A 24652-nucleotide genomic window follows, 5' to 3' on the forward strand; every position below is an offset into this window, starting at 1 on the left:
CTATATTGTCAAGGATATAACATGGAATGCTATATTGTCGCGTATATAACACGACGCGCGCTGCGGACTGATACGCCGGATGCTGGAAGTCAGGGCAGGGGATCTTCGCTGCGGACCAGGGCGGCGCCCTTGACCTGCGCGTAGACCGCAAGTCCCGCCTGCAGGCCGAGCTCGTTCCACGAGCGCTGGGTGACGCGGGACAGCAGCCGTGCGCCCGCGCCATCCTCGCCGAGGCCGAGCAGGGCGGTGACGCGATGGTCCGACTGGCTGCGAATCTCGAGGATCTTCGCGCGCAGCACGTTGACGATGGTGCTACGGCTCGGGGCCTCCAGCGCGAGGCTGACGTCGTCCGCGACTACCCGCAGCCGTCGGCGGGTCCCGGGTTGAAGCGTCTCGGCGGGGAGCAGAAACTGGCCGCCGGGGACGGCGAGCGTCGCCATCCCGTCGGTCGCATCCTGGCTCACGACCGTGGCATCGAGGCTCACGGCCGCATCGCGTGACAACGCGAGCGGCAGCGACAGATCGGCCTGCAGATCGCGCAGCGGGCCCGAAGCGAGGACGGCGCCGCCGCGCATCAGCACCAATTGGTCGGCGAGCCGCTCGACCTCGGCGATGTCGTGGCTGATGTACAGGATCGGCAGGTCGAGCGCGGCGTGGAGCCGCTCCAGATAGGGCAGGATCTCGTCCTTGGTCATCTGGTCGAGCGCAGACAGCGGCTCGTCCATCAGCAAGAGCTGGGGCTGGCTGAGCAGCGCGCGGCCGATCGCGACGCGCTGGCGCTCGCCGCCTGAGAGATGCCGCGGCGAGCGTTCCAGGAGTTTTCCGATGCCGAGCAGCGCGACCACCTCGTCGAAGCCGATCGCCGTCCCGCCGGTCTGTCCGGGATGTCCATACATCAGGTTGCGGCGGACCGAGAGATGCGGAAAGAGGTTTGCTTCCTGAAACACGTAGCCGATCGGCCGTTGGTGCACGGGACGAAAGTGCTTGTCGTCCTGCCAGACCTCGCCGGCGACCGAGCACAGCCCGTCCAGACGGTTGAGCCCGGCGATGCAGCGCATGACGGCCGTCTTGCCGCAGCCGGAGGGGCCGAAGATCGCGGTCACGCCGCGGGCCGGCACCTCGAACCGTGCATTCAGCTCGAAACGCCCGAGCGTGCCGCGGAAGTCGACCTTGACCGTGCTCATGACGTGCTTTTCGTCATCTTCTTCTCGATCAGCATCATCGTCAGAATGACGCCAAACGAGAACACGACCATGCCGAGCGCGAGCACGGAAGCCTCCGTCCATTGCGAGGTCTCGACATAATCGTAGATCGCAACCGATAGGACCTTGGTCTTGCCGGGAATGTTGCCGCCGATCATCAGCACGACCCCGAACTCGCCGACGGTGTGGGCGAAACCGAGGATCGCGCCGGTGAGAAAGCCGGGGCTCGCGAGCGGCACGGCGATGGTCCAGAACGCGCGCCAGGGCGAGGCGCGCAAGGTGGCCGCAGCTTCCATGGGCTTCTCACCCATCGCCTCGAAGGCGTTGCGGATCGGCTGCACCACGAAGGGCATGGAGAACAGCACCGAGCCGATGACAAGGCCGGGGAAGGTGAAGGCAAGTGTGCGCGCGCCCCACAGCGAGGCCAGCGCGCCGCCGGGGCCGCTGGGCCCAAGCGCGACCAGCAGATAGAAGCCGAGCACGGTCGGCGGCAGCACCAGCGGAATGGCCACCAGCGCCGCGACCGCTTCCTTCCACCACGCCCGCGAGCGCGCCAGCCACCAGGCGATCGGCGTGCCCACGATCATCAGGATGACGGTCGTGAGCGCTGCCAGTTCGAGCGTGAGCCGGATCGGCTGCCAGATTTCGGCGGAGACGTGGAGGTTCATCCCTGAAGGTTCATCGGTGCCTAGCTGCCGGACTTCGGATCCAGAGCATAGCCGAACTTCTCGATCACGGCACGCGCTTCCGGCGTCTTGAGGAAAGCCAGGAAGGCCGTCGCCGCCTCGTTGCCGGCGGAGGCTTTCAGCAGCACGGCATCCTGGCGGATCTCGCTGTAGAGGTTCTGCGGCACCAGCCAGCGCGAGCCGCCGGCGTTGGGCATCAGTTGCGACAGCGCCACGAAGCCGAGCTCGGCATTGCCGGTGTCGACGAACTGGAAAGCCTGGGAGATGGTGTTGCCCTGGACGATCTTGGGCTGGATCGCCTCGTAGAGCTTCAGAGCCTTCATCGCTTCGATCGCGGCAGCGCCATAGGGCGCGGCGGTCGGATTGGCGATCGAGAGCTTGTTGAACGCGTTCGCCTTGAGGGTCTCCTCCCCCTTGACGGTGTTCGGATCCTTGCTCCACAGCACGAGCTTGCCGATCGCGTAGGTGAAGCGGCTGTCGGCGACGCCCAGGCCGTCATCCACCAGCTTCTTCGGGCGCTCGTCGTCCGCGGAGAGCAGGATCGCGAACGGCGCGTTCTCCTTGATCTGGGTGTAGAACTGTCCGGACGAGCCGAAGCTGAGCACCAGCTCGTGCCCGGTCTTGGCCTTGAACAGGCCCGCGATCTCCTTGGCCGGCTCGGTGAAATTGGCGGCGACGGCAATGTTGGCGCTGCCGGCAAAGGCATTCGTGCCGGTCAGGAGGGCAACGGCCGCACACAGGGCGGCGGTGGCGAAGCGCATCGATCTCATCACTATGTCCTTGTTGTATTCACCGGGACGAATGCGTCCAGTGAACTGCAAGTCCTGTTCCGTCACATCGGCGAAAGCCGAGCTCGTGCTATATCCATTCGTATACATGAGAATAGACGGCCCGGCCGGTTCCCGTCAACACGAAGGCAACCTCGTGCTGACGTGAAGTGCGCCAGTGTTCGGCTTTCGACAATCGATGCGGCGCCGTGTCGCAAACACGACGGCCCGAGGATCGCGAGCCCCGGGCCGCTGTCCGACTAGGCCATGCGCTCCCAGAGCTGGCGAACCAGCATGCCCGCGCGCTTCTCGATCGCCGCGGCGGCATCGAGCGCGAGGTCCTCGCGATAGCGTCCGGCGATCAGCTGCACGCCGATCGGCTGGCCATTGTGGACGGTGACCGGCACGACGGCGCCGGGCAGGCCGAGGACGTTGATGGCGGAGATGAAGCGGATGTCGTTGAAGAAGATCTCGCGCACCCGCTCAGGGCTTACCGTATCCTCGCGCGGACCCGGCGTCGGTTTGACGGTGGTGGGGGCCAGCACGACCGGGTACTCCTCGAAGAACAGCTGCCAGGCACGGATGTGCGTCGAGCGCTGCGCCGTTGCGTTCATCCAGCCTGCGAGGTCGAGCTCCGCAGCCTTGGCCTTCATGCCGCCCCACGCCTTGTGGAAGTCCTCGGAGGTCACGGCCAGCATCTTGGCCTCCTGCAGCACCACTACCTCGTTGGTGATGATGTCGCACCAGGTCTGCCAGACCCCGGTGATGTCGGGGACCTCGACCTCGCTGACCCGGTAGCCCGATCGCTCCAGCGCATCCGCGGCCTGCCGGAGCGCGGCGGACACGGAGGGATCGACATTCATGTCGCCGGGAAGCTTCGCAAGCGCGACCTTGATCGGACGCTTCGGCTTGTCGCCTTCGAGCGGGGCCGGCACCCACCAGGGATCGCGCGGGTCGCGCCGGCTCATCACGTCCAGCGCCAGCCGGACGTCGGCGACGCTGCGCGCCAGCGGGCCCTGCGACGACATCAGATGCGCCAGCATCGGCCGCTCCGCCGTGGCGCTTTCGTTATAGGCCGGGATGCGCCCCTGGGTCGGCTTGATCGTGACCACGCCGTTGCAATGCGCCGGCCAGCGCAGCGAGCCGCCGATGTCATTGCCATGCGCGATGGTGCCGATGCCGGCGGCGACAGCCGCGCCCGCGCCCCCCGACGAGCCGCCGCAGGTGATCTCCGGATCCCACGGGTTCAGCGTGAGTCCGTGCAGCGGGTTGTCCGTGAAGCCGCGGAACGAGAATTCCGGCGTGTTGGTGAGCCCGAGCACGATCGCGCCGGCCTTCCTGAGGTTGCGCACGACGGGCGCGTCGGACGGCGCGATGATGCCCATCTGCGCCGGGACGCCGTTGGGATTGGGACGTCCTTCGTAGTCGACGTTCTCCTTGATCGTGACGGGCACGCCATGCAGCAGGCCGGACTTGTCGCGGGCCTTGTCGGCGGCGCGCGCGGCCTTCAGGGCGTCGTCGCTGAGATCGACGACGACGGCGTTGAGCTTCGGATTGACCGCGTGCATCCGCGCGATGTGCGCCTGGGTTACCTCGAGCGAGGAGACGGCGCCCGAGCGTATCGCCGCCGCGGTCTCGACCGCCGACCACTGCCAGGCCGGTCCCTTCGGCAGCCGCGGCTTGGGCGCGGCTGCCTTCACCTGCGGCTTGGATGGCGCCTTGGTCGTGGCTTTCGCCTTGGCGAACGGTTTCGCCTTGGTCACGGTACGCGCGGTGGCGCGCTTCGGGACCGGCCGGGCGGCCTTCGCCGCCGGCTTCTTCGCTGCCTTTGCCATCGTATTCTCCCCCCGGTTTTCGTTTTAGGCGACCGACATCGTCAGTGGCGGCTCGACGTCGGCCGGCAGCGGGCTGACATACGGCGTGCGCGTCGTCCGCTTCTTCAGGTCGGCCTTCGCCGCCGCGATCAGCGCGGGCTCGTTGAGCGCCTTGATGCCGAGAGCGGCCATCGCCTTTGAGGCCTGCACCATCGCCTTGTGCGCGGCGGGCGTCTTGCCCTGCGCGACGACCTGCCAAGTGTGGAAAGGGGTGCCGATCGCCACCGTCGGCGCGTGCACCTGCACGGTCGGCACCACCCAACTGACGTCGCCGACATCGGTCGAGCCGATCTGCGGATTGCGCTTCGTGTTCAGCGGCACCAGGAAGTCGGCGAGCGGCTTGGCGGTCGGCTCCATGCCGATGCTGTAGTAGACCGACTCGATGTCCTTGTCGGTCAGGGTCGCCTGGATCTGGCCGGCGAAATCGCGGTCGGTTTCGTCAAAATGCGGCGGCCCGAGTTCTTCCATGATGCCATACAGCGCCTCTTCGAGCGGCGTGTTCGGCAGGATGTTGGACACCGCCGAGATGATCTTCATCTCGACCTTGGTCTCGGTCATCAGCGCCGCGCCCTGGGCGATCTTGTGCACGCGTCCGACCAGCTCGTTCATGCCGGGGAGGTCGCGGGCGCGGATCGAGTAGCGCACGCGGGCATGCGCCTGCACCACGTTTGGCGCGATGCCGCCGGTGTCGAGCAGCGCGTAGTGCACGCGCGCATCGCTCGGCATGTGCTCGCGCATGTAGTTCACGCCGACATTCATCAGCTCGACGGCGTCGAGCGCGCTGCGGCCGAGATGCGGCGAGGCGGCGGCGTGCGACGTGCGTCCGGTGAAGATGAAATCGGCGCGAGTGTTGGCCAGCGACGGCGTCATCACCACTTCCCAGAAGCTCGACGGATGCCAGGTGATGGCGATGTCCGCATCCTCGAACGCGCCCGAGCGCACCATGAAGGCCTTTGCGGCGCCGCCTTCTTCGGCAGGACAGCCATAGTAGCGCACGCGACCGGGCACCTTGTTGGCCTCGAGCCAGTCCTTCACAGCGGTGGCGGCAAGCAGCGCGGCCGAGCCCAGTAGATTGTGGCCGCAGCCATGGCCGTGGCCGCCGGTCTCGATCGGACGGTGCTCGGCGACGCCAGCTTCCTGCGAGAGGCCGGGCAGGGCATCATACTCGCCCATGAAGGCGATGACCGGACCGCCTTCGCCCCATTCGCCCATCAGCGCGGTCGGAATGCCCGCCACCTTTTCGGTAATGCGAAAACCCTGGTGCTTCAGCTCGGCGAGGTGTTCGGCGGAGGAGCGGGCCTCGGTGTAGCAGACCTCGGGCATGCTCCACACCCGGTCGCTGAGCTCGATGAAACGGGTCTTGATCGCGTCGACGCCGCGCCAGATCTCGCTGCGGTTATCCATCTCCGGTCGTGTCCTCTGTAGCCAATAAAGAGGCCGGTATGGTTATCAGCTAAGTTCCCTGACGCCTAGCGATCCCCGGCGGGAGCAGCCATGCGGGCGGTGCCAAGCCGCCGGGCAGCGCTTGAGCAAAGAGTGCTGCGTTTGAATGCAGCGGGGTGATTTCCGCGCCGCAATGCGACCCGCCTCGCCCGTGCGTTCTCGCATTCCGGAACTGCCGCCCGCCGTCATTAAAGCACCGTCAGGAACGATCACGGACGGCTCCTGTTCTCGGCTGCAGGAGCGCGATCGCATGCGTGCAGGACCCATCACGATCGTTGTCGCATTGCTGGTGATTCTCGCCGGCGCCGCCGTCTTTGCCTATCAGGGCCTGACGCTGCCCGGCGATCCGATGCCGACCGAGGGCTGGATCGCGCTCTCGCTGGGCGTGGTGTTCTCGCTGATTGTGGGGGTCGGCCTGATGGTGCTGGTGTTCTACAGCAGCCGCAAGGGTTACGACGAGGCATCGCAGTTCCGGTCTGATGATCGCCCTGAATGAGACGTCTCACACCGGCCGGGGCGGATGCTGGGTGCGCGGATGCCGGTCGTGCAGGAGCTTCGCCAGTTGCAGCCGCAGATCGTCCTGGCCGCGCATCGCGGTCTCGAACAGCGCTTCCTGGAGGTCGCGCGGGATGTCGCCCCACACACTGATCGCGGCGTTGCCCAGCAGTTCTGCGAATCGCTTGTCGTCCATGCGGCACCTCCGGACGAGGTGACGTCCGTGTGTGCCGAAGGTTCCAAGTGAGCCTACTGGGTGACGAAGAGCACCGTTGCGATCGCGACCGAAGCAGCAATGGCCGAGACCGCGCCGGTGGTCGACAGCACCCCCATCCGCCGCAGCGCGGCTGCGAACACGATGATGATCGGCGTGGCGGTGACGAGGCCGAGCTGTGCTTCGGTCATAGAACTGCTCCTGGGGTCTGCTGCTGGCGGTGTCGCCGATCCCTAGCGCAGTCCGGTGCCGCACTGTTTGTGCACCGACAAAGAGGACCTCGGCTCGCCTGACTAGCTTCGCGGCATCCAACCGGAGGGCGAGATGTCGGCACTGACATGCGAGACGGACCAGGACGAGCGCTGGGGTGTGTTCGGCGGGTTGCCCGGCGATCCCATGATGTGGGTGCTGATCTTGAGCGAGCTCGTCGCATTCGGCCTGCTGCTCGGCGCCTTCATCGTTACCCGCGCGATCCATCCAGTGGTGTTCGCGTCCGGGCAGGCCGTCCTCGACGGACCGCTCGCAGCATTGAATACGATCGTGCTGGTGACGAGCGGCTGGGCCGCCGCGCGTGCTGCTGCGGCCGCGCGGGCTGAATCGCCGCATATTGCACGGCGCTGGATTGCACTGGCAACGATGCTCGGGGCGGCATTCGCCGTCATCAAGCTGACCGAGTACAGCAACGAGATCGCCTCCGGCGCGAGCCTCGAATCCTCGGTCTTCTTCACGCTCTACTTCCTGCTGACCGGGTTCCACCTGCTGCACGTTGGGCTTGGCATCGTCATCCTCGCCGTCGTCAGCCATCGCGCGACGTCCAGCGGCGTCGAGACCGGGGCCGCATTCTGGCACATGGTCGACCTGGTCTGGATCGTGATGTTCCCCATCCTCTATCTGGTGAGGTGAGGCATGTTCCGGAGCCCACTTGATATGGCTTGGCTGCAACTGCTGAGTTTCGCGCTCGCCACGCTCGCGGCCTCGCTGCTGGTGCCGAACAGATGGCTCGTCGATGCGCTGGTTCTCTCGCTCGCCGCTGCAAAGGGCAGGGTGATCGTACTCGATTATCTCGGCCTGCGCAGTGCGCCCGCGCTGTGGCGCGGCCTGCTCACCACCTGGCTTGCCGGTCTCGCCGCCTTTGCCGCGCTTGCGGTTGCGATCCGGGCTCTCGTCTGACGGCCGATCTGCACGCTCGTTGCGCTCCGACAAAGAGCCCCGCGGCAGCGCCAGTAGATTGCTTCCACACCATTGATCCTCACCAACCGGAAAGGACGTGTCATGGCGGAACGCCTGACCAAGTCGGCCGCGCGGAACGTCTTCTACGGCGGTTCGGCCTTCTTCTTCGCGATCTTCCTCGGGCTGACCGCGCACAGCCACTACTACATGGTCACGACCTCGACCAAGGCGTCGACGCTCTCCGATGGCGTGGCGCGCGGCAAGCATGTCTGGGAAAGGAACTCCTGCATCAATTGCCATACGCTGCTCGGCGAGGGTGCCTATTTCGCGCCGGAGGTCGGCAACGTCTGGGACCGTTGGGGCGGCAGAGAGGACCCGGCAGCAGCCCGCGAGATGCTGAAATCCTGGATGCAGTCGCAGCCCTCCGGCGCGCCCGGGCGGCGGCAAATGCCGCAGTTCAACCTCACTGACCAGGAGCTCAACGATCTCGCCGATTTCCTGCAATGGACCGACACCATCAAGCGCCAGGACTGGCCGCCGAACAAGGCCGGCTGAGCCCTGCATCCCGTCCTTCATCCACGAGAGAGATCCGCGATGAGATATGAGACCCAGAAGGTCGCGATGCTGTACTTCTACGGCGCGCTGACGCTCTTCCTCGCCCAGGTCCTGTTCGGCCTGCTCGCCGGCACCATCTACGTGCTGCCGAACACGCTGTCGGTCCTGCTGCCCTTCAACATCGTTCGCATGATCCACACCAATGCGCTGATCGTGTGGTCGCTGATCGGCTTCATGGGCGCGACCTACTTCCTGTTGCCCGAGGAGACCGAGACCGAGCTCTACAGCCCGCTGCTCGCCAAGATCCAGTTCTGGATGTTCTTCGGCGCCGCAGGCGCCGCCGTGGTGGGCTATCTCTTCCACTACCACGAGGGCCGCGAGTTCCTCGAGCAGCCCTTCATCATCAAGGTCGGCATCGTCGTCGTCTGCCTGATGTTCCTGTTCAACGTCACGATGACGGCGCTGAAAGGCCGCAAGACCACGGTGACCAACATCCTGCTGTTCGGGCTGTGGGGCGTCGCGATCTTCTTCCTGTTCGCGTTCTACAACCCGGCCAATCTCGCCGTCGACAAGATGTACTGGTGGTACATCGTCCATCTCTGGGTCGAGGGCGTGTGGGAGCTGATCATGGCCTCGATCCTGGCCTTCCTGATGATCAAGCTCAACGGCATCGATCGCGAGGTGGTCGAGAAGTGGCTCTATGTCATCATCGGTCTGGCGCTGTTCTCCGGCATCCTCGGCACCGGCCACCACTTCTACTGGATCGGCGCCCCCGGCTACTGGCAGTGGATCGGCTCGCTGTTCTCGACGCTGGAAGTCGCGCCGTTCTTCACCATGGTCATCTTCACGGTGCAGATGACGCTCAAGGCCGGCCGCAAGCACCCGAACCGCGCTGCGCTGCTGTGGTCGGTCGGCTGCTCGGTGATGGCGTTCCTCGGCGCTGGCGTGTGGGGCTTCCTGCACACGCTGTCCAGCGTGAACTACTACACCCATGGCACCCAGGTGACCGCCGCGCACGGCCATCTCGCCTTCTTCGGCGCCTATGTGATGCTCAACCTCGCCGTGATGGCCTATGCGGTGCCGCAGCTGCGCCAGCGTGCGCCCTATAACCAGTGGCTCTCGATCGCGAGCTTCTGGATCATGTGCACGGCGATGATGGTGATGACCTTCGCCCTGACCTTTGCCGGCATTCTCCAGGTGCATCTGCAGCGCGTGCTCGGCCAGAGCTACATGGACGTGCAGGACCAGCTCGCGATGTTCTACTGGGTGCGGCTCGGCTCCGGCGTGTTCGTCGCGATCTCGGCGCTGATGTTCGTCTGGGCTGTGCTGGTGCCCGGCCGCGCGAAGCAGGCCGTAATTTCCGGGGCCCTGCAGCCCGCGGAGTGAACGCTGGCAGGCGGCGGCCCCGCGGTCGCCGCCTGCAGTCCCCGATATTGGAGAAAGACCATGAAAGCCGCGCTGCACGCGATCGACACCGTTCCTGTGTTCCCGCTTTACACGCCGACCGCCAATGAATGCGCGCTGTTCGAGCATGCGTTCCGTCACCGGCTGCCGGTGCTGCTGAAGGGCCCGACGGGCTGCGGCAAGACCCGCTTCGTCGCTCATATGGCGGCGCGGCTCGGCCTGCCGCTGCATACGGTCGCCTGTCATGACGACCTCACCGCCGCCGATCTCACCGGCCGCTATCTGCTCAAGGGCGGCGACACCGTCTGGACCGACGGACCTTTGACCCGCGCCGTGCGCGATGGCGGCATCTGCTATCTCGACGAGGTGGTCGAGGCCCGCAAGGACGTCACGGTCGTGCTGCATCCTCTCACCGACGATCGTCGCATGCTGCCCTTGGAGCGCACCGGCGAGGAGCTGGTCGCGCCCGACGGCTTCATGCTCGTGGTGTCCTACAATCCGGGCTATCAGTCGCTGCACAAGGCGTTGAAGCCGTCGACGCGGCAGCGCTTCATTGCGATCGAGTTCGGCTTCCTGCCCGCGGAGCAGGAGATCGCGGTCGTCGCCGCCGAGAGCGGGCTGACGCCTGCCCGTGTGCGGCCGCTGGTGGCATTGGCGCATCGGCTGCGGGCGCTGCAGGGCCACGATCTGGAGGAGGGCGTCTCGACCCGGCTGCTGGTCTATTGCGCCACGCTCGTCGCTGCCGGGACGCCCGTCGCCGAAGCCGTGCTCGCCGCGATGATCGAGCCGCTGACCGACGATGCCGACGTCAAGGCAGCCTTGCGCGAGGTCGCGCAGGCCGTGATCGGGTGAAGCATGCTCGACTTTCTCGAACTGGAAGAAACCGTCGGCCGTGCCTGGCATCGCCTTGTCGGCACCACGTCGAGCTATTCGGTTCATCCCGATCACGCGGTCGCGTTGAATGACGTCAGCGGCCGTATCGCCGTGATGTTCCGCGCGCTTGGCGGAGAGAGCGGTGTGCAGATCGCAGGCGCCAACGCGCGCAAGTCGGGCCATCGTCTCGGCTGGCGCCAGCGCATCGGGCTCGGCGACGAGTGCCTCGATCAGGCGGGCCGCGACGGCGCCACCGTGTTTCTCCCGGACACCATCGCGCTGCTGCCGGATCGCGCTCTCAACGCCCAGCTCTATCACTGGCTCGCTGCGTGGTTCGCGACCATGGAGGTCGAGCCGATCGCGGACAGCGACCCGCTGCGGCGGGATCTCCTCGCGCTGCGCCGGGCGCGCGAGACCGCGATGGTGGTGCTGACGCGCTTCCCCGGATTGAACCGATCCTACGCCCAGCTCGCGCGTGCGCTGGCCGTGACCCGACCGCGACGTCCGCTGCCGCGTCTGGAGCAGCAGGTCGAGCACATCGTCATGGCGCTGCTTGGAGCGGCCGTGCCGCCGCAGGGCGTGCTGTGGAATGCCGTCATCGCCGACGGCGAACTGCCGCATCGCGCACCGCCGGGCTACCGACCGATGCTGCCGTGCCCGTTGTGGGGCGATTGCTGGAGCCGCGACGCTGTTGCTCCCGAACGCGACGACGAGGAGACGCAGACGCCAGCCGAGCAGGCGGAGACGCAAGACACCCGTAAGCGCTTTGCGCGGCGCGAACGCGACGATGGCGTCAGGCGCGATCCATTCATTCTCAACCGCTTCGAGAAGATTCTCGCGATGGCGGAGATGGTCAATGTCGATCGTCCCTCTGACGATACCGACGATGACGACGCCCGCAAGGCCGCCGACGATCTCGATGAGCTCGCGATCTCCAGGCGCAAGGGACGTCCCGCGAGCAAGCTGAAGTTCGATCTCGATCTGCCGCCCGAGGCGGTCGACACCGCGCGGCTCGACAGCGGGCGGCTGTACCCCGAATGGAATTACCGAAGCGGCGACTACCTGCCCGATCATTGTCGCGTCGTCACCGGCGCCGCGGCCGAGACAGGCGAGACGTGGGCGCCCGATGAGGCGACGCGCCGTCGTATTCGCAGCGTGCGGCGCCGCTTCGAGACGTTGCGGCCGCGCCAGGAGGTGATGCGCGCCCAGGCTGACGGGCACGACCTCGATATCGACGCGCTGGTCCGCGCGCGCAGCGATTTCGATGCCGGCCATGGCGGTCTCGATCGCGTCCACCTCGCGATGCGTCCGCTCGCGCATGATCTTGCGGCGACCCTGCTGGTCGACGTCTCCTTGTCGACGGATGCGTGGATCGACGGCGTTCGCGTGCTCGACGTCGAGAAGGAGTCGCTGCTGGTGCTCGCTCACGGCCTGTCGGCCTGCGGTGACAGCCACAGCATCCTCACCTTCACCTCGCGGCGGAGTTCCTGGGTCCGACTGGAGACCGTGAAGGCGTTCGGCGAGAAGATGAGCGGGCAAGTCGAGCGCCGCATCGGTGCGCTCCGCCCCGGCTACTACACGCGGATCGGCACGGCTGTGCGCCATGCCGCCGGCGAGCTTGCCGAGCGCCCCGAGCGCAAGCGGCTGCTGCTGGTGCTGACCGACGGCAAGCCGAACGATGTCGATCACTATGAAGGGCGGTTCGCGATCGAGGACACGCGCAAGGCCGTGCAGGAGGCGCGCCTCGCCGGCGTGGCGGTGTTCGGCGTCACCATCGACGCATCGGCGCAGTCGTATTTTCCAACGCTGTTCGGCCGCGGCGGCTATGCGATCGTCGGGAACATCCGTCGTCTGCCTGCGGCGCTGCCGGCGCTCTACCGGCAGCTCGCGCATTGAGCGCGCGGCAGTCCTCAGGTCGCGGGTTCGCGCAGGTTCCTGAGCGGCACCGGCAGATGGCCCATCAGCTTGTCGAACTCGCCGGGATCGAGCTTCTCCCACAGAATTTCGAAGATGCCGCGCGCGGCCTTGAGCGGATCGACCGGGAATTGCGGCGGCAACTGGCGGAAGATGTCGTCGACGAACTCCTCGAGATGGCGGTCCTTGGTCGGCGCCGCCGCGTGATGCCAGCCTTCGTAATAGATGCCGCGGATCAGCATGGGCAGCTGAGCGCCGAAGTTTGCGGCGGTGGCCAGCGGCAGCCGGTCGCGAAGCACATGCAGCACCGCGCGGAGCGCGTTGTAGGCCTGCTGCCGGCTCGCCAGTCCGAGCCGCTGCTCGATCGCCTTCAGCCAGATGTTGGTTTCCTGGACGGTGTGGTCCAGGGCGGTCACGCCGATCTCGCTCATGTGGTTCTCCATGACATCTGCAAGGAACCGTTCGCGCAAGCCGAGCGTGACAACGACAACGCCTGATTCGCTCAGCCGTTGTGCCAGTAAGGGGCACGTTGCGTGCTGAGATGTTGACTTGCATCAAGATTACAATCTCCCGGCTGGCCGCGAGGTAAACGAACAGTCAATCCAGGCCACCAGCCGTTTACGATCCCTTCCCAGACATCCCGAGGTCATCCGGCACCGACATCGCGCCATCAGGTTGAACCGTCATCGTCCTGCTTGTGCAGAACGCGTCTTCGCTTGCTCGCTGCGACAGACTCACCTTACATCGGTGTCGGTCGAGGCGCGGAAACCCGCGCACCCGGCACCCCCGCAACTCACGAATCGACGTCGGCTCGCAATGCTCAAGTCTGCCCAAGAGAAGTCTGTTCACAACAAGCCTGCTCAAGACAAATCCGGCAACGACCTTCCGCTGACCGGCTATGCCGTCGTGGTCGACGGCCAGATCAAGACCGAGTTCAAGACCAAGGACGGTGCGCATAACGGCGCGCACGATCTCAAGCGTCGATTCCCGATGTTGCAGATCAAGGTGTACGACGCCGAGACGAAGCAGACCCACGAGATCGAGTTGGCGCGGGCGTGAGGTTCGGGCTGCTGAGAAATGCAAGCTGACCACAAGACTCTCTAGCTTGTAACTCGCCGCAAGCGCGGTGCCTGTGAATGCGCCCTCGCCCCCAAGGCGAAGCGAAGCTTCGTCAGGGTGGGAGAGGGCATGTTGTAGAGAGCAGCAAGCTCGCTCGGGCGAGGGGTCTGCCTCCGCGTGTCGTTCTTGTGGAAAGAGACCCCTCACCCAACCGAGTGCGCGGATGAGCCGGCGATGCCCTCTCCCACAAGGGGCGAGGGCGCTGTATTGGGCAACATCGTTGCGGAAACAATTGTGCTTGGTTGTCCATCAAGACTCCGGCTCGCGTTGCGTACCTCGTTTCGAAACGTTTTCGCCAAGTTCGACAGCGGTCTCGCCTCCGACCACAGCACATAGGCCGACACCGTCGTGCTCGGCGTGAATGCGCGCACGACGAGATCGTGCCCGCCTTGGCGCGGCGAGAACGGATCGACCACGGCGATGCCGACGCCGGTCGACGCCAGCACGCAGGCCGTGTTGCAGTAACGGACCTCGACGGTGGGCTGATAGTCCGCGTCAGATTCGCGAAAGCTGTCGCGTACCGCTTCGCCGAGCCGCGTGCCGCGCTCCAGCCCGATCAACGGGAAGCCGGCGAGATCGCGCGCGGAGATCGCGTCACGCTCCGCCAGCGGATGCTGCGGCGGCATTACGCAGACCATCTCGCCGGTGTGCACCACCTCATGCGCGATGCCCGGATGATCCGACAGGCCGAGCGCGAAGCCGAGCTCGGCGACATTGCCGAGCACGCGCTCGATGACGCCCTCATAGCGCCGCACGTCGAAGAACATCCGCGTCTGCGGCCGGCGCCGCAGGAACCCTGACAAGGTCGGCGGGATGATGCTGTAGGCGAGCGGCGGCGTCGCGACGATAGACAGATGTCCCGTCTTCTGCTCGCGCAGGTCGCGTACGCGGTTCTCGAGCCGCGCATGAAGGGTGAAGATCGCCTCGCTTTCCTCATACAGCGTCATCGCCTCGGGCGTCGGGAACAGCCGGTTGTTGACGCGCTCGAACAGCGTGAAACCGGCCTGCGCCTCCATCGCCTTCAGCGCGTTGCTGATCGCCGGCTGCGACAGCGACAGCTCCTCGGCCGCGGCGACGGTGGTGTGATGGCGGATGACGGCCCGCAGGATCTCCAGCTGTCGCAGGTTCATGTGAACGCCCTATAAGCCCCGGTTATGGTCTCGGCCAAAATATCATAGCGCGCGGCCGCGATGGTGGATTGCAAATCCCACGCCGGTTTCGCCAAGATGATCCCTTCTCTCGGTGCGCGTCTCCAGGCGATCTTCGCCTGATCGTTCGGCATGGCGCACAGATCGGAGGCAGTCTTGAGCCGTATTTTCCGCGCCGCCGCCGCCCAGATGGGGCCGACCCAGCGCGCCGACAGCCGGGCGTACACGTTGTCCCGCCTGATAGAACTCCTGGAGCAGGCCGCCGCCGAGGGCGCGAAGCTGGTGGTGTTTCCCGAACTCGCCTTCACGACCTTCTTTCCGCGCTGGATCCTGGAGGGCGATGCGCTCGACCAGTATTTCGAGCGCAGCATGCCGAACGCCTCCGTCGCCGCACTGTTCGATCGCGCGCGAACGCTCGGCGTCGGCTTCTACGTCGGTTATGCCGAGCTGACGCCCGACGGCCGCCGCTTCAACAGCTCGATCCTTGTCGATCCCGACGGCGAGATCATCAGCAAGTACCGCAAGGTCCATCTGCCGGGCTCGGCGGAACCGCGCGAAGGGGCGAGGTATCAGCAGCTCGAGAAGCGTTATTTCGGCTACGGCGATCTCGGCTTTCCGGCGGTGCGCGCAGGCTCGGAGTGGGGCGGGGCGATCATGGGGATGATGATCTGCAACGATCGGCGCTGGCCCGAATCCTGGCGCATGCTCGGCATGCAGGGTGTTGAGCTCGTCTGCGTCGGCTACAACTCCGCGGCCTATGATCCGAACGGCGGCAACACCGAGGATGCCACGCTGCGCACCTTCCACTCGACGCTGGTGGCGCAGGCCAACGCCTACATGAACGCGACCTGGGCGATCGCGGTCGCCAAGGCCGGCGACGAGGACGGCAGCGGCCTGATCGGCGGCTCCTGCATCGTCGATCCCAATGGCTGCATCGTCGCGCAGGCCAAGACGCTCGCGGACGAGGTGATCGTCGCCGACATCGATCTCGATCTGTGCCGGCAAGGCAAGGACAAGATGTTCAACTTCGCGGCGCATCGCCGGCCGGATCAGTACAAGCTCATCACCGAGCGTGCCGGCGTGGTCGAGCCGGTCGCCGTCGACTAGCCTTTCGCATGGGGGAGTCTCGCTAAATGCGCCATTCATTGTTCGCAGGCCTCGTCGCTCTCACTTCGCTCACCGCCGCCGGTGCGGCAGAGCTGCCTGCCGAGATCAAGCAGGCGGGTGCGCTCAAGCTCACGGTCAATTCGACCTACGCTCCCATGGAATATCACGACCCTGCCACCAATGAGCTGAAAGGGCTCGACATCGATCTCGCCAACGAATTGGCGAAGCGGCTCGGCGTGAAGATCGTCTGGAGCGAGACGCCGTTCGCGGAGCTGATCCCCTCCCTGCAGACCAGGCGCGCAGACTTCATCATCTCCGGCATCTCCGACCGCGCATCGCGTCGCGAGACGGCCGACTTCGTGGACTATCTCGTCACCGGCCCCCAATTCTTCGTGCTCGCCGAGAGCGATGCGAAGGCCGCGATCGATCTTTGCGGCAAGAAGATCGGCACGACCCGCTCGACCAGCTTCCCGCAGGAGATCGAGAAGTGGAGCAAGGCGATTTGCGAGGCTGCCGGCAAACCCCCCGCGCAATATGTGCCGGGGGAGAACTCGATCGACGTCCGCAACCAGCTGAAGCAGGGTCGCATCGACGCCGCCGTCCAGGGCAGCGAGACCTTGCCCTATGCGCAATCGCAGGAGGCCGGCAAGTACCGGATCGTCGGGGAACCCATTGCGTTCGGTTATCAAGGCATCATGTTCCGAAAGGATGACGCTGGGCTACGCGAAGTGGTGACGGACCAGCTGAAGGCGATGATCGCTGACGGAAGCTACAAAGCGATTCTCGACAAATGGGGCCTCGGCGCCAATGCGGTGCGCGAGCCGATGCTGAACGCGGCGCCGCAATGAGCCGCAGCGAAGCGCTCGCCGACGGTTTTCCGGATCTCTCCGGGCATAAGATTGCGCGGCAGGCGCATTGGGGGCGCTGGCTCACGGCAGCCATCATCGTCCTCGTCCTTCTCGCGATCGGCCGCGCCTTCGCGCGCGGGCAGATCGAGTGGTCGTTCGTCGAGCGCTTCATCACCGCGCCGGTGATCCTGCGCGGCATCGTCAACACCATGATCATGGCGGTGGCGGCGATGGCGCTCGGCATCGCGCTCGGCGTTGTCGTCGCGATCATGCGGCTGTCGCCCAATCCGGTGCTGCGCTCGGTCGCCGCCGGATATACGTGGCTGTTCCGCGGCACGCCGCTGATCCTGCAGCTGCTGCTCTGGTTCAACCTCGCGCTGGTGTTTCCGACCATCGGCATTCCCGGCCTGTGGAGCGCGCGCGCCGTCGAATTGATGACGCCGTTCCTCGCCGCGCTGCTCGGGCTCGGCATCAACCAGGGCGCATACACCTCGGAGGTGATGCGAGCCGGGCTGCTGTCGGTCGACATCGGCCAGTACGAGGCGGCGCAGGCGATCGGCATGGGCCGGCTGCAGGCGCTGCGCCGGATCATCCTGCCGCAGGCGATGCGCGTGGTGATCCCGCCGCTCGGCAACGAGTTCATAGGCCTGGTCAAGGCGACCTCGCTCGCCAGCGTGATCCAATATCCGGAAGTGCTGCATTCGGCCGAGAACATCTATTACGCCAACTCCCGCGTCATCGAGCTCCTGATCGTCGCCGGGCTCTGGTATCTGCTCGTGGTCTCGATCCTGGCGCCGCTGCAGACGCTGCTGGAACGCCGCTTCGCCCGCGGCTTTGCGAGGGACCGTTGATGAAGCCCCTTATCGCGATCCGCCAGGTCAGCAAGCGTTTTGGCGAGTTCCAGGCGCTGAAGCAGGTCTCGCTCGACGTGTTCGAAGGCGAGGTGGTCTGCCTGATCGGGCAGTCCGGCTCCGGCAAGACCACCTTGCTCCGCTGCGTCAACCAGCTCACCACCGCCGATAGCGGCGGCATCTGGCTCGACGGCGAACTGCTCGGTTTCCGCGAGCAGGATGGCCGGCTGCATCGGCTCTCGGAGCGCGAGATCGCGCGGCAGCGGCTCGCCTGCGGCATGGTGTTCCAGCGCTTCAATCTGTTCCCGCACATGACGGCGCTGGAGAACATCATCGAGGGCCCCGTGCAGGTGCAGAACCGCAAGCCGGCCGAGGCCAGGGATGCGGCGATGGCGCTGCTTCGCCGCGTCGGGCTGGCTGACAAGGCCGGCTCCTATCCGTCGCAATTGTCCGGCGGCCAGCAGCAGCGCGTCGCGATCGCACGCGCGCTCGCGATGACGCCGCGGCTGGTGCTGTTCGACGAGCCGACCTCGGCGCTCGATCCGGAATTGGTCGGCGAGGTGCTCGGCGTGATGAAAGAGCTCGCGACCTCGGGCATGACGATGCTGGTCGTCACGCATGAGCTCGGCTTCGCGCGCGAGGTCGCCGACCGCGTGGTCTACATGGACCAGGGCGTGATCGTGGAGAGCGGTCCGGCCGGCGAGTTGCTGCGCGCGCCGCGCGAGGCGAGGACCAAGGCATTTTTGGCAGCTGAAGTGGGGTGAGATCATGAAGTTCAAGTCGATCCTGTTGGCCGCCGTCGCGAGCGCGGCGATGGTGGTGGCAAGTGCTGCGGCCGAGCTGCCGCCCGAGATCAAGCAGAACGGCCTGCGCATCGCGGTGGTGCCGAACTATCCGCCGATGGAGTTCAAGGATCCGGCCACCGCGACCCTGACCGGCTTCGATGTCGAGCTCGGCGAGGCGCTGTCCAAGAAGCTCGGCGTCAAGGCGGTGTGGCAGGAGACCAGCTTCGACCAGCTGATGCCGGGGCTTGCCACGCAACGCTTCGACATCATCCTGACCGGCATGACCGACCTCAAGAGCCGGCAGGAGACCGCGAGCTTCATCGACTATCTGCGTAGCGGCCCGCGCTTCTTCGTGCAGGCCTCGCGCGCCGCCGAGTTCAAGGAGCCGGCGGCGCTGTGCGGCAAGAAGGTCGGCGCCTCCAGGCGCACGATGTTCCCGAAGGACATCGCGGCCTGGAGCGACAAGAACTGCGGCGCGACTCCGATCGAATTCGTCGGCACCGAAGGCTCGGCCGATGCGCGCACGCAGCTCAAGCAGGGCCGGATCGATGCCGCCGTGCAGGGCAACGAGACCTTGCCCTACATCATGGACCTCGAGCCCAATACCTATGTGCCGGTCGGAACGCCGATCGCCTTTCAATATACGGGCCTTGCGACGCCGGTGAAGGCGGAGGAGTTGCGCGAGTCCCTGCGCGCCGCCCTGGAGGCGCTGATCGCCGACGGCAGCTACAAGGCGCTGCTGGCCAAGTGGAAGCTCAGCGATAACGCGATCGAGAAGGTGACGATCAATGCCGGACAGTAAGGCGCTCGCAGGCATCCCGCTCATTCCCTCCAACACGGCGCCGCCGGCGCCGGACTATCCCTGGCCCGCGCCGTACAAGGCGGCGATGTTCCTGTCGTTCGACATCGACGCCGAGAGCGCCTGGACGTCGAAGGACCCGGCGCATGCCGCGCGTCTGGTCACGATGAGCTTCGGCGGCTTCGAGGCCCGCGTCGGGACGCCGAAGCTGCTCGAGCTGCTCGCCGAGCTCGACCTGAAGGCAACGTTCTTCATTACGGGATGGGCGGTCGATGCGCATCCGGCGATGGCCGAGGCGGTGCTGAAGGCCGGCCATGAGATCGGTCATCACGGCTATCATCATCTGCTGCCCGATCCCGGCGATCCCTTCATCATCGAGGAGATCGAGCGTGGCTTCGAGACGCTGCAGCGCCGGCTCGGCGTCCGCCCGATCGGCTACCGCGCGCCGTTCGGCGAGTTCTGCGAGGAGCTGCGCGTCGCGCTCGTGCGCCAGGGCATCGTCTACACCTCGTCGTTCCGCGACGACGTCAGGCCCTATCGCCACCGCTTGGCCTCCGGCTCGCCCGGCACGATCGAGATCCCGGTGACGTCGAGCTATGACGACTGGATGCACGGTCTGTCGGCGCGGTTCTCGCCGCGCTCGATCTTCCCCAAAGAGCACGTGCTGTCGATGTGGAAGGACGAGCTCGACGAGGTCCGCGACTGGGGCGCCATGGTCACGACCGTCCTGCATCCGCAGGTCTCGGGGCGGCCGATGCGCTTCCGGCTGCTGCGCGACTTCCTGAACTACGCCAAGGCGTGCCAGGACGTCTGGATCACCACCGGCGCAGAGATTGCGGCGAACTATCAGCGTCATGAGGCGGCGGAAGCGAAAAACGCATGAGCACCATTGCGATCTTCGGCAGCTATGTGCTGACGCGCAAGGACGGCGCGCAGCATGTGCTGCGCGATCATTGGGTGCTGGTCGAGGGCAAGCGCATCGCGGCGGTGACGCGCGACCGGCCCGCGGCCGACGCGGTGTTCGACCGCCCTGGCCGCTTCGTGCTGCCGGGCCTGTTGAACCTGCACAACCACATCTTCAGCGAGGCGATCGCGCGGACGCTCACCGAGGACGGCAACGGCCGCCGCAACAACAAGAGCATCGTCTACACGGTGCTGCTGCCGCTCTCCAAGCGCGGAGCGGAGATCCTGACTGTCGAAGAGCGGCTGGCGATCGGCCGCATGGGCGTGCTGCAGCTGCTGAAGGGCGGCGCGACGACGGTGATGGAGCCGTTCCGTAATACAATTCCGGAGCTGTTCGACGCCGCGCTCGAGATGGGCTTGCGCTTCTACGGCGCGCCCTATCTGTTCTCGACGTCGGATGCCAAGGCGGATGCCTCCGGTGTCGTGCACTATGCCGGCGACGACGGCGAGGCCGACATGGCGACCTGGAACGCGCTGCATCGGCGCTGGCACGGGCAGGGGGAGGGACGCGTCCGTCTCGCGATGAGCCCGCATGCGACCGACACCTGCGGACCTGATCTGTTGCGGGCTGCCGCGGCCCGGGCGCGCGAGCTCGACGTTCCCATCACGACGCACATGGCGCAGAGCGCCGGCGAGGTCGCCACCATCGGGCAGCGCTATGGCGGGCGCACGCCGGCCGAATATCTCGATTGGCTCGGCCTGCTCGGGCCCGACCTGCTCGCGGCGCATTGCCACGCCTCGACCGATGCGGATCTGAAGCTGATGGCGGCGCGCGGCGCCGGCGTGTTGAACTGCCCGCGCGTCTTCGCCCGTGCTGGCGTCACCGCCGCCTTCGGCCGCTTCGCCGCGCATGGCGTGCGCACCGCTGTCGGCACCGACGGCTACAACATGGACCTGCTCGGCGAGCTCAACGCGGCGTCGCTGATCTCGAAGGTCGCGCTCGGCAGTGCCGAGACCGCGAGCGCGCCGGAATTGATCGATGCGGTCACCGCGACGGCGGCCGCAATGATCAAGCGCGACGATCTCGGCGTGATCGCGCCGGGTGCCACCGCCGATCTCACCGTCGTCGACATGACGCATCCGCATCTCCAGCCGATGCACGATCCGCGTCGCGGCCTGATCGCGCTCGCCAACCGCGCCAACATCGACCAGGTGATGGTTGACGGCCGGCTGCTGATCCACGACGGCCGCTATCTGCACGGCGACGAGGCGGCGATCACGGCGGCAGGTGCGGCGGCGATCGAGAAGATCTGGGCGTTGCCGGAGGCGCAGGCCGCGTTCGCGGGCTGACTTCGCGCGTTCCTTCATCTCACTGAACCTTGTCAAACAACCGGGCAGGCCGCATCGTTGCCGCGGCGCGCATGCGCCCGGTTTATGTTGCGGTCGTGCCCTCTTGAAGTGATGAGGGCGCAGGGAAGGCCGGGTGCCGATCGCACCCGCGGTCCGCGTGCAGAAAAAAAGCACGCGGCAGAACCACAGGTACGAACCGGAGCATCCGGCCTTCCCTGCGCGATGGTTTACGGCTTATACGCGATCTCCCCGGCGCCCGGCTCGTTGGCCGCCGTCATCGATCCGATGCGTCACACCGGCCGACTTGATACCAGCTTCGGGGTATCAGAACCACGCGACTTCGCCGTCCGCAGAGCACCGCTCGTCCGCGCAAGCGCATCCGATGCTCCGACGTCCACCGCATTGCCGATCCAACGTTTCGTGACGACGCGTACGCCCCTCATCCGGACCGGAACGGCGGGGAGGATAAACCGAATATTCGGATTGTTGGAAGTGATTTATTTTCGCGCTAGCTCTTGAACTCGAGCTTGTTGTTGGAATTGCTGGTGATAATAGCATTTTCGCACGGAGCAGATCGACCAAAGCTGCCGACAAAGTCGGTGCGATCAATCGACAGATCGCGCCCGTCGGGCAAATCAGAGTTTCTGCCAGCTACGCTCGAATTGATGTTGGCGTTTGACGCCTTTCGAGCGGTGTTGCTCCTCACCCTGAGGAGCCCGTCCCTGGCGGGCGTCTCGAAGGGCGAGGCCCCGACCTTGGCCTCATGGTTCGATACGCGCCGCCATCTCAGCTGGTTGCAACGGCTCAATCCGGCGTGCGGCGCTCCTCACCATGAGGTTCAACAGCCGGGGCGGCTCTGCACACCGGACCATGAACACGCCGAGAGGCGTTTTCATGAAGAGGGTCGAAAGCCGACGAGGCACTTCACCCCAGACCATTCAAACGCCGAGAGGCGTGTTCATCATGAGGAGTTCGTTTCCGCGTAGCCTATTTGTTCGCGAAAACGTCGTGAAGCATCCGCGGCACAGAGACCAGCAGTTCCTACCGCGTCCCATACGCGCGGTCGCCGGCGTCGCCGAGGCCGGGGACGATGAAGGCGTCGTCGTCGAGGCCCTCGTCGATGGCGGCGGTCCACAGCGTGACGTCGGGATGCAGGCCGCGGACGCGCTCGACACCTTCGGGGGCGGCGATCATGCAGACCATGCGGATGTCCTTGGCGCCGCGCTCCTTCAGGCGGTCGACCGCGGCGACGGCGCTGTTGCCGGTCGCCAGCACCGGCGTGACGACGACGGCGAGACGCTCCTGCAGGTCGGACGGGGCCTTGAAGAAGTACTCGACGGCGGTGAAGGTCTGCGGTTCGCGATAGAGGCCGATATGGGCGACGCGGGCGGTCGGCACGAGGTCGAGCATGCCGTCGACGAAGGTGACGCCGGCGCGCAGCACCGGCACGAACACCAGCTTCTTGCCGGCGATCTTGGCCGACTGCATCCGCGCCAGCGGGGTCTCGACCTCGACTTCCGTGAGCGGCAGGTCGCGCGTGACCTCGTAGCAGAGGAGCATGCCGATCTCCTTCAAGAGCTCGCGGAACGACTTGGTCGAGATCGACTTGTCGCGGATCAGGGTCAGCTTGTGCTGCACCAGCGGATGATCGACGACCGTGACGCCTTCCATGGCTTTCATCTCCGACACGTAGGGTGGGCAAAGGCGCGACGCGCCGTGCCCACCGCGATGTTAGCTCAGACTGGAGCGGTGGGCACGCTGCGCTTTGCCCACCCTACGGATACCTCATGGGTTCGTCATTGCGAGGCGCGAAGCGACGAAGCAATCCAGACTTTCTTCGGGGCCCTGGATTGCTTCGCTTCGCTCGCAATGACGGAGCCGCAAGGTCGGTAAGTGTGGTCCAAACCCCTTAAAACACCGTACCGTCGCTGATGATGGTGAGCGGCGGAGAGCCGTCCGGGCGGCGGGCGAAAGCGAGCTTGCGGCCTGCGGCCCAGGTGCCGCTTTCGAGGATGCGGGCCAAGGGCAGTTGTTCGGCGGTCTGGCCGGTACGCTGGCGGATCAGTGCGGCCAGCCGGTCGAGCAGGGCGACGGTGAGCGCGCGCCATTCCACCACCAGCGGGGAGTCGACCTCGTGCGCGCGCGAGGCATCGGCGGGATCGCGCAACACCAGCACGCCGCCGTCGACGAACAGGCCGCCATTGCGGTATTCGGCGAGGCCGGTGAGGCCGTCGATGGCGTCGACCACCAGCCCGGCGCGCTGCAGCGGTTCGATCAGCGAATAGCTCAGCCATTGCGACAGCTTGTGCAGCGGAACGAGACCGGTGGTCTCATCGGCCGTAACAAGCGATTCATGCCGCCAGCAGTCGCCGAGCGCGATGCCTTGCAGCGTCAGGCGTGACGGCCAGATCGGGCCGAGCTGCAGCAGCACCTGCTGCAGGATGTCGGCGGCCTGCAGATGACCGCCGGACGCGCCGGCGGCGAGCTGATCAAACAGACCGCCGGGACGCGGAGCATCCTGTGTTCCGAAGATCTCCGGCTTTGCCGCCGTTGCCTCGCCCAGCCGCCGCAGCAGGGCGACGCGGCCGTCCAATCCGACCAGCGGATTGTCGGGGCTCACCTGAAACCCGCGTTCGAGATCGGCAACGGAGAGCGCTTGCAGCTTCGCCGCATCAGCGCGCAGCGGATCGCGCACATCGGCCGAGAAAGCGCCGCGCGCGAACATGTCGAGGCTCGCCAGCGCAAGTCCCTCGGAGCGGCCGATCTTCGCGCCGGTGACGGCATCCTGATAGCGCCAAGCGGCGCCGGCGCCGGCGTCGAGCAGCACGCTGGTGATGGCGAGATCGAATTCGGCGCGCGCGCGCGCCGCGGCATCCGGCCACTCCACCTTGTCAGCGATTGCAGCCCAGCGATCGACGCCACCGAATACGAAGTGCCGCCAGCGCGAATGAAACGGCACCTCGCCGCTCGGATACGCCTTGTTCGTAACGTCCAGCACGAGATCGGCGATTCCCTCGAGCTTGCCGAGATCGGTACGAAAATGCGGCAGCTTGTCGTCGAGCCCGAGGGCAAGCAGCTGATGCGCCCGCTCGCGCACGGCGCGGGCGGACAGAAGGGATGAGACGTCGGTCATGATCGGCCGCTT

At 66.1% G+C, this 24652-nt stretch carries 26 protein-coding genes; 15 read left to right on the plus strand and 11 right to left on the minus strand.

The window, feature by feature from the left end:
• Window positions 1-89: 89 nt before the first annotated feature.
• From modC to ACQR1Y_RS26755, 5 genes are all read right to left on the minus strand, one after another.
• Entirely contained in the window at window positions 90-1184 is a 1095-nt protein-coding gene (gene modC / locus ACQR1Y_RS26735; RefSeq protein WP_434877084.1) for a molybdenum ABC transporter ATP-binding protein, read from the minus strand.
• Window positions 1181-1870 carry a molybdate ABC transporter permease subunit gene (gene modB / locus ACQR1Y_RS26740; RefSeq protein WP_434877083.1) on the minus strand — a complete coding sequence of 230 codons (690 nt, stop codon included), beginning with the start codon at window positions 1868-1870 and terminating at the stop codon, window positions 1181-1183. Before modB ends, modC begins: the two co-directional genes overlap by 4 nt.
• A 20-nt stretch (window positions 1871-1890) precedes the next feature.
• Window positions 1891-2658 (minus strand): molybdate ABC transporter substrate-binding protein, encoded by a 768-nt coding sequence (modA, locus tag ACQR1Y_RS26745; RefSeq protein ID WP_434877082.1) that lies wholly within the window; start codon window positions 2656-2658, stop codon window positions 1891-1893.
• 257 nt (window positions 2659-2915) lie between these two features.
• Window positions 2916-4490, minus strand: coding sequence for an amidase family protein (locus ACQR1Y_RS26750; protein WP_434877081.1), 1575 nt, complete (start codon window positions 4488-4490; stop codon window positions 2916-2918).
• A gap of 24 nt (window positions 4491-4514) precedes the next feature.
• A complete protein-coding gene (locus ACQR1Y_RS26755) occupies window positions 4515-5933 on the minus strand; it encodes a M20 family metallopeptidase (RefSeq protein ID WP_434877080.1) in 1419 nt (472 codons plus the stop codon).
• Window positions 5934-6222: 289 nt separating this feature from the next.
• On the opposite strand from ACQR1Y_RS26755, the gene ACQR1Y_RS26760 reads away from it, so the two are divergent.
• Window positions 6223-6468, plus strand: coding sequence for a hypothetical protein (locus ACQR1Y_RS26760; protein ID WP_434877167.1), 246 nt, complete (start codon window positions 6223-6225; stop codon window positions 6466-6468).
• Between the two features lie 6 nt (window positions 6469-6474).
• Here ACQR1Y_RS26760 and ACQR1Y_RS26765 read toward each other — a convergent pair whose 3' ends face one another.
• Both ACQR1Y_RS26765 and ACQR1Y_RS26770 read right to left on the minus strand, forming a co-directional pair.
• The gene (locus ACQR1Y_RS26765) at window positions 6475-6663 is read right to left on the minus strand and encodes a hypothetical protein (protein ID WP_434855909.1); all 189 of its coding nucleotides are present in this window, start codon (window positions 6661-6663) and stop codon (window positions 6475-6477) included.
• Window positions 6664-6716: 53 nt separating this feature from the next.
• Window positions 6717-6872, minus strand: coding sequence for a hypothetical protein (locus tag ACQR1Y_RS26770; protein ID WP_434877079.1), 156 nt, complete (start codon window positions 6870-6872; stop codon window positions 6717-6719).
• Window positions 6873-7005: 133 nt separating this feature from the next.
• Here ACQR1Y_RS26770 and ACQR1Y_RS26775 point away from each other — a divergent pair, with 133 nt between their 5' ends.
• The 6 genes from ACQR1Y_RS26775 (at window position 7006) to ACQR1Y_RS26800 (ending at window position 12579) form a co-directional block, all read left to right on the plus strand.
• On the plus strand, window positions 7006-7584 hold the full coding sequence (locus ACQR1Y_RS26775) for a cytochrome c oxidase subunit 3 family protein (RefSeq protein WP_434877078.1): 579 nt from the start codon (window positions 7006-7008) through the stop codon (window positions 7582-7584).
• A gap of 3 nt (window positions 7585-7587) precedes the next feature.
• Entirely contained in the window at window positions 7588-7851 is a 264-nt protein-coding gene (locus ACQR1Y_RS26780) for a cytochrome C oxidase subunit IV family protein (protein WP_434877077.1), read from the plus strand.
• 102 nt (window positions 7852-7953) lie between these two features.
• Window positions 7954-8406 carry a c-type cytochrome gene (locus ACQR1Y_RS26785; protein WP_434877076.1) on the plus strand — a complete coding sequence of 151 codons (453 nt, stop codon included), beginning with the start codon at window positions 7954-7956 and terminating at the stop codon, window positions 8404-8406.
• A gap of 39 nt (window positions 8407-8445) precedes the next feature.
• Complete coding sequence (locus ACQR1Y_RS26790; RefSeq protein WP_434877075.1) at window positions 8446-9792, plus strand: cbb3-type cytochrome c oxidase subunit I; 1347 nt, start codon at window positions 8446-8448, stop codon at window positions 9790-9792.
• A gap of 60 nt (window positions 9793-9852) precedes the next feature.
• The gene (locus ACQR1Y_RS26795; protein ID WP_434877074.1) at window positions 9853-10662 is read left to right on the plus strand and encodes a CbbQ/NirQ/NorQ/GpvN family protein; all 810 of its coding nucleotides are present in this window, start codon (window positions 9853-9855) and stop codon (window positions 10660-10662) included.
• A gap of 3 nt (window positions 10663-10665) precedes the next feature.
• Window positions 10666-12579, plus strand: coding sequence for a nitric oxide reductase activation protein NorD (locus tag ACQR1Y_RS26800; protein ID WP_434877073.1), 1914 nt, complete (start codon window positions 10666-10668; stop codon window positions 12577-12579).
• Window positions 12580-12593: 14 nt separating this feature from the next.
• Here the strand turns inward: ACQR1Y_RS26800 and ACQR1Y_RS26805 are convergent, their stop codons facing one another.
• The gene (locus ACQR1Y_RS26805) at window positions 12594-13028 is read right to left on the minus strand and encodes a DUF2267 domain-containing protein (protein WP_434877072.1); all 435 of its coding nucleotides are present in this window, start codon (window positions 13026-13028) and stop codon (window positions 12594-12596) included.
• Window positions 13029-13413: 385 nt separating this feature from the next.
• Here ACQR1Y_RS26805 and ACQR1Y_RS26810 point away from each other — a divergent pair, with 385 nt between their 5' ends.
• The gene (locus tag ACQR1Y_RS26810; RefSeq protein WP_011924883.1) at window positions 13414-13656 is read left to right on the plus strand and encodes a hypothetical protein; all 243 of its coding nucleotides are present in this window, start codon (window positions 13414-13416) and stop codon (window positions 13654-13656) included.
• A gap of 203 nt (window positions 13657-13859) precedes the next feature.
• Here the strand turns inward: ACQR1Y_RS26810 and ACQR1Y_RS26815 are convergent, their stop codons facing one another.
• Complete coding sequence (locus ACQR1Y_RS26815; RefSeq protein WP_434877071.1) at window positions 13860-14846, minus strand: LysR family transcriptional regulator; 987 nt, start codon at window positions 14844-14846, stop codon at window positions 13860-13862.
• Window positions 14847-14996: 150 nt separating this feature from the next.
• On the opposite strand from ACQR1Y_RS26815, the gene ACQR1Y_RS26820 reads away from it, so the two are divergent.
• From ACQR1Y_RS26820 to ACQR1Y_RS26850, 7 genes are read left to right on the plus strand one after another with little or no spacing between them, the layout of a single operon-like run.
• A complete protein-coding gene (locus ACQR1Y_RS26820) occupies window positions 14997-15971 on the plus strand; it encodes an N-carbamoyl-D-amino-acid hydrolase (protein WP_434877070.1) in 975 nt (324 codons plus the stop codon).
• 26 nt (window positions 15972-15997) lie between these two features.
• Window positions 15998-16819: an ABC transporter substrate-binding protein gene (locus ACQR1Y_RS26825; protein ID WP_434877069.1), complete on the plus strand. Its 822-nt coding sequence runs from the start codon at window positions 15998-16000 to the stop codon at window positions 16817-16819.
• Window positions 16816-17670, plus strand: coding sequence for an amino acid ABC transporter permease (locus ACQR1Y_RS26830; RefSeq protein WP_434877068.1), 855 nt, complete (start codon window positions 16816-16818; stop codon window positions 17668-17670). Before ACQR1Y_RS26825 ends, ACQR1Y_RS26830 begins: the two co-directional genes overlap by 4 nt.
• Entirely contained in the window at window positions 17667-18434 is a 768-nt protein-coding gene (locus tag ACQR1Y_RS26835) for an amino acid ABC transporter ATP-binding protein (protein ID WP_434877067.1), read from the plus strand. The genes ACQR1Y_RS26830 and ACQR1Y_RS26835 overlap by 4 nt, the downstream gene beginning before the upstream one ends.
• A gap of 4 nt (window positions 18435-18438) precedes the next feature.
• Window positions 18439-19257, plus strand: a complete 819-nt coding sequence (locus ACQR1Y_RS26840; RefSeq protein WP_434877066.1) for an ABC transporter substrate-binding protein — start codon at window positions 18439-18441, stop codon at window positions 19255-19257.
• The gene (locus tag ACQR1Y_RS26845) at window positions 19244-20137 is read left to right on the plus strand and encodes a polysaccharide deacetylase family protein (protein ID WP_434877065.1); all 894 of its coding nucleotides are present in this window, start codon (window positions 19244-19246) and stop codon (window positions 20135-20137) included. Before ACQR1Y_RS26840 ends, ACQR1Y_RS26845 begins: the two co-directional genes overlap by 14 nt.
• The gene (locus ACQR1Y_RS26850; protein ID WP_434877064.1) at window positions 20134-21507 is read left to right on the plus strand and encodes an amidohydrolase family protein; all 1374 of its coding nucleotides are present in this window, start codon (window positions 20134-20136) and stop codon (window positions 21505-21507) included. The genes ACQR1Y_RS26845 and ACQR1Y_RS26850 overlap by 4 nt, the downstream gene beginning before the upstream one ends.
• A gap of 1041 nt (window positions 21508-22548) precedes the next feature.
• On the opposite strand, the gene upp is transcribed toward ACQR1Y_RS26850, so the two are convergent.
• Window positions 22549-23178 carry a uracil phosphoribosyltransferase gene (gene upp / locus ACQR1Y_RS26855; RefSeq protein WP_257169913.1) on the minus strand — a complete coding sequence of 210 codons (630 nt, stop codon included), beginning with the start codon at window positions 23176-23178 and terminating at the stop codon, window positions 22549-22551.
• A gap of 238 nt (window positions 23179-23416) precedes the next feature.
• Window positions 23417-24640, minus strand: a complete 1224-nt coding sequence (locus ACQR1Y_RS26860) for a URC4/urg3 family protein (protein ID WP_434877063.1) — start codon at window positions 24638-24640, stop codon at window positions 23417-23419.
• Between the last annotated feature and the right edge of the window lie 12 nt (window positions 24641-24652).

This window comes from Bradyrhizobium sp. HKCCYLRH3099 (genome assembly GCF_051167855.1).
Lineage (GTDB): Bacteria > Pseudomonadota > Alphaproteobacteria > Rhizobiales > Xanthobacteraceae > Bradyrhizobium.

Bases quoted from the DNA above. Each gene is read 5' to 3' on its own strand.
- modB (WP_434877083.1), bottom strand. From the start codon at position 1,870: ATGAACCTCCACGTCTCCGCCGAAATCTGGCAGCCGATCCGGCTCACG.
- ACQR1Y_RS26750 (WP_434877081.1), bottom strand. From the start codon at position 4,490: ATGGCAAAGGCAGCGAAGAAGCCGGCGGCGAAGGCCGCCCGGCCGGTC.
- ACQR1Y_RS26825 (WP_434877069.1), top strand. From the start codon at position 15,998: ATGCGCCATTCATTGTTCGCAGGCCTCGTCGCTCTCACTTCGCTCACC.
- modA (WP_434877082.1), bottom strand. From the start codon at position 2,658: ATGAGATCGATGCGCTTCGCCACCGCCGCCCTGTGTGCGGCCGTTGCC.
- ACQR1Y_RS26795 (WP_434877074.1), top strand. From the start codon at position 9,853: ATGAAAGCCGCGCTGCACGCGATCGACACCGTTCCTGTGTTCCCGCTT.
- ACQR1Y_RS26785 (WP_434877076.1), top strand. From the start codon at position 7,954: ATGGCGGAACGCCTGACCAAGTCGGCCGCGCGGAACGTCTTCTACGGC.
- ACQR1Y_RS26815 (WP_434877071.1), bottom strand. From the start codon at position 14,846: ATGAACCTGCGACAGCTGGAGATCCTGCGGGCCGTCATCCGCCATCAC.
- modC (WP_434877084.1), bottom strand. From the start codon at position 1,184: ATGAGCACGGTCAAGGTCGACTTCCGCGGCACGCTCGGGCGTTTCGAG.
- ACQR1Y_RS26765 (WP_434855909.1), bottom strand. From the start codon at position 6,663: ATGGACGACAAGCGATTCGCAGAACTGCTGGGCAACGCCGCGATCAGT.
- ACQR1Y_RS26760 (WP_434877167.1), top strand. From the start codon at position 6,223: ATGCGTGCAGGACCCATCACGATCGTTGTCGCATTGCTGGTGATTCTC.
- upp (WP_257169913.1), bottom strand. From the start codon at position 23,178: ATGGAAGGCGTCACGGTCGTCGATCATCCGCTGGTGCAGCACAAGCTG.
- ACQR1Y_RS26860 (WP_434877063.1), bottom strand. From the start codon at position 24,640: ATGACCGACGTCTCATCCCTTCTGTCCGCCCGCGCCGTGCGCGAGCGG.
- ACQR1Y_RS26805 (WP_434877072.1), bottom strand. From the start codon at position 13,028: ATGAGCGAGATCGGCGTGACCGCCCTGGACCACACCGTCCAGGAAACC.
- ACQR1Y_RS26810 (WP_011924883.1), top strand. From the start codon at position 13,414: ATGCTCAAGTCTGCCCAAGAGAAGTCTGTTCACAACAAGCCTGCTCAA.
- ACQR1Y_RS26780 (WP_434877077.1), top strand. From the start codon at position 7,588: ATGTTCCGGAGCCCACTTGATATGGCTTGGCTGCAACTGCTGAGTTTC.
- ACQR1Y_RS26820 (WP_434877070.1), top strand. From the start codon at position 14,997: ATGGCGCACAGATCGGAGGCAGTCTTGAGCCGTATTTTCCGCGCCGCC.
- ACQR1Y_RS26770 (WP_434877079.1), bottom strand. From the start codon at position 6,872: ATGACCGAAGCACAGCTCGGCCTCGTCACCGCCACGCCGATCATCATC.
- ACQR1Y_RS26850 (WP_434877064.1), top strand. From the start codon at position 20,134: ATGAGCACCATTGCGATCTTCGGCAGCTATGTGCTGACGCGCAAGGAC.
- ACQR1Y_RS26775 (WP_434877078.1), top strand. From the start codon at position 7,006: ATGTCGGCACTGACATGCGAGACGGACCAGGACGAGCGCTGGGGTGTG.
- ACQR1Y_RS26800 (WP_434877073.1), top strand. From the start codon at position 10,666: ATGCTCGACTTTCTCGAACTGGAAGAAACCGTCGGCCGTGCCTGGCAT.
- ACQR1Y_RS26845 (WP_434877065.1), top strand. From the start codon at position 19,244: ATGCCGGACAGTAAGGCGCTCGCAGGCATCCCGCTCATTCCCTCCAAC.
- ACQR1Y_RS26755 (WP_434877080.1), bottom strand. From the start codon at position 5,933: ATGGATAACCGCAGCGAGATCTGGCGCGGCGTCGACGCGATCAAGACC.
- ACQR1Y_RS26790 (WP_434877075.1), top strand. From the start codon at position 8,446: ATGAGATATGAGACCCAGAAGGTCGCGATGCTGTACTTCTACGGCGCG.
- ACQR1Y_RS26830 (WP_434877068.1), top strand. From the start codon at position 16,816: ATGAGCCGCAGCGAAGCGCTCGCCGACGGTTTTCCGGATCTCTCCGGG.
- ACQR1Y_RS26840 (WP_434877066.1), top strand. From the start codon at position 18,439: ATGAAGTTCAAGTCGATCCTGTTGGCCGCCGTCGCGAGCGCGGCGATG.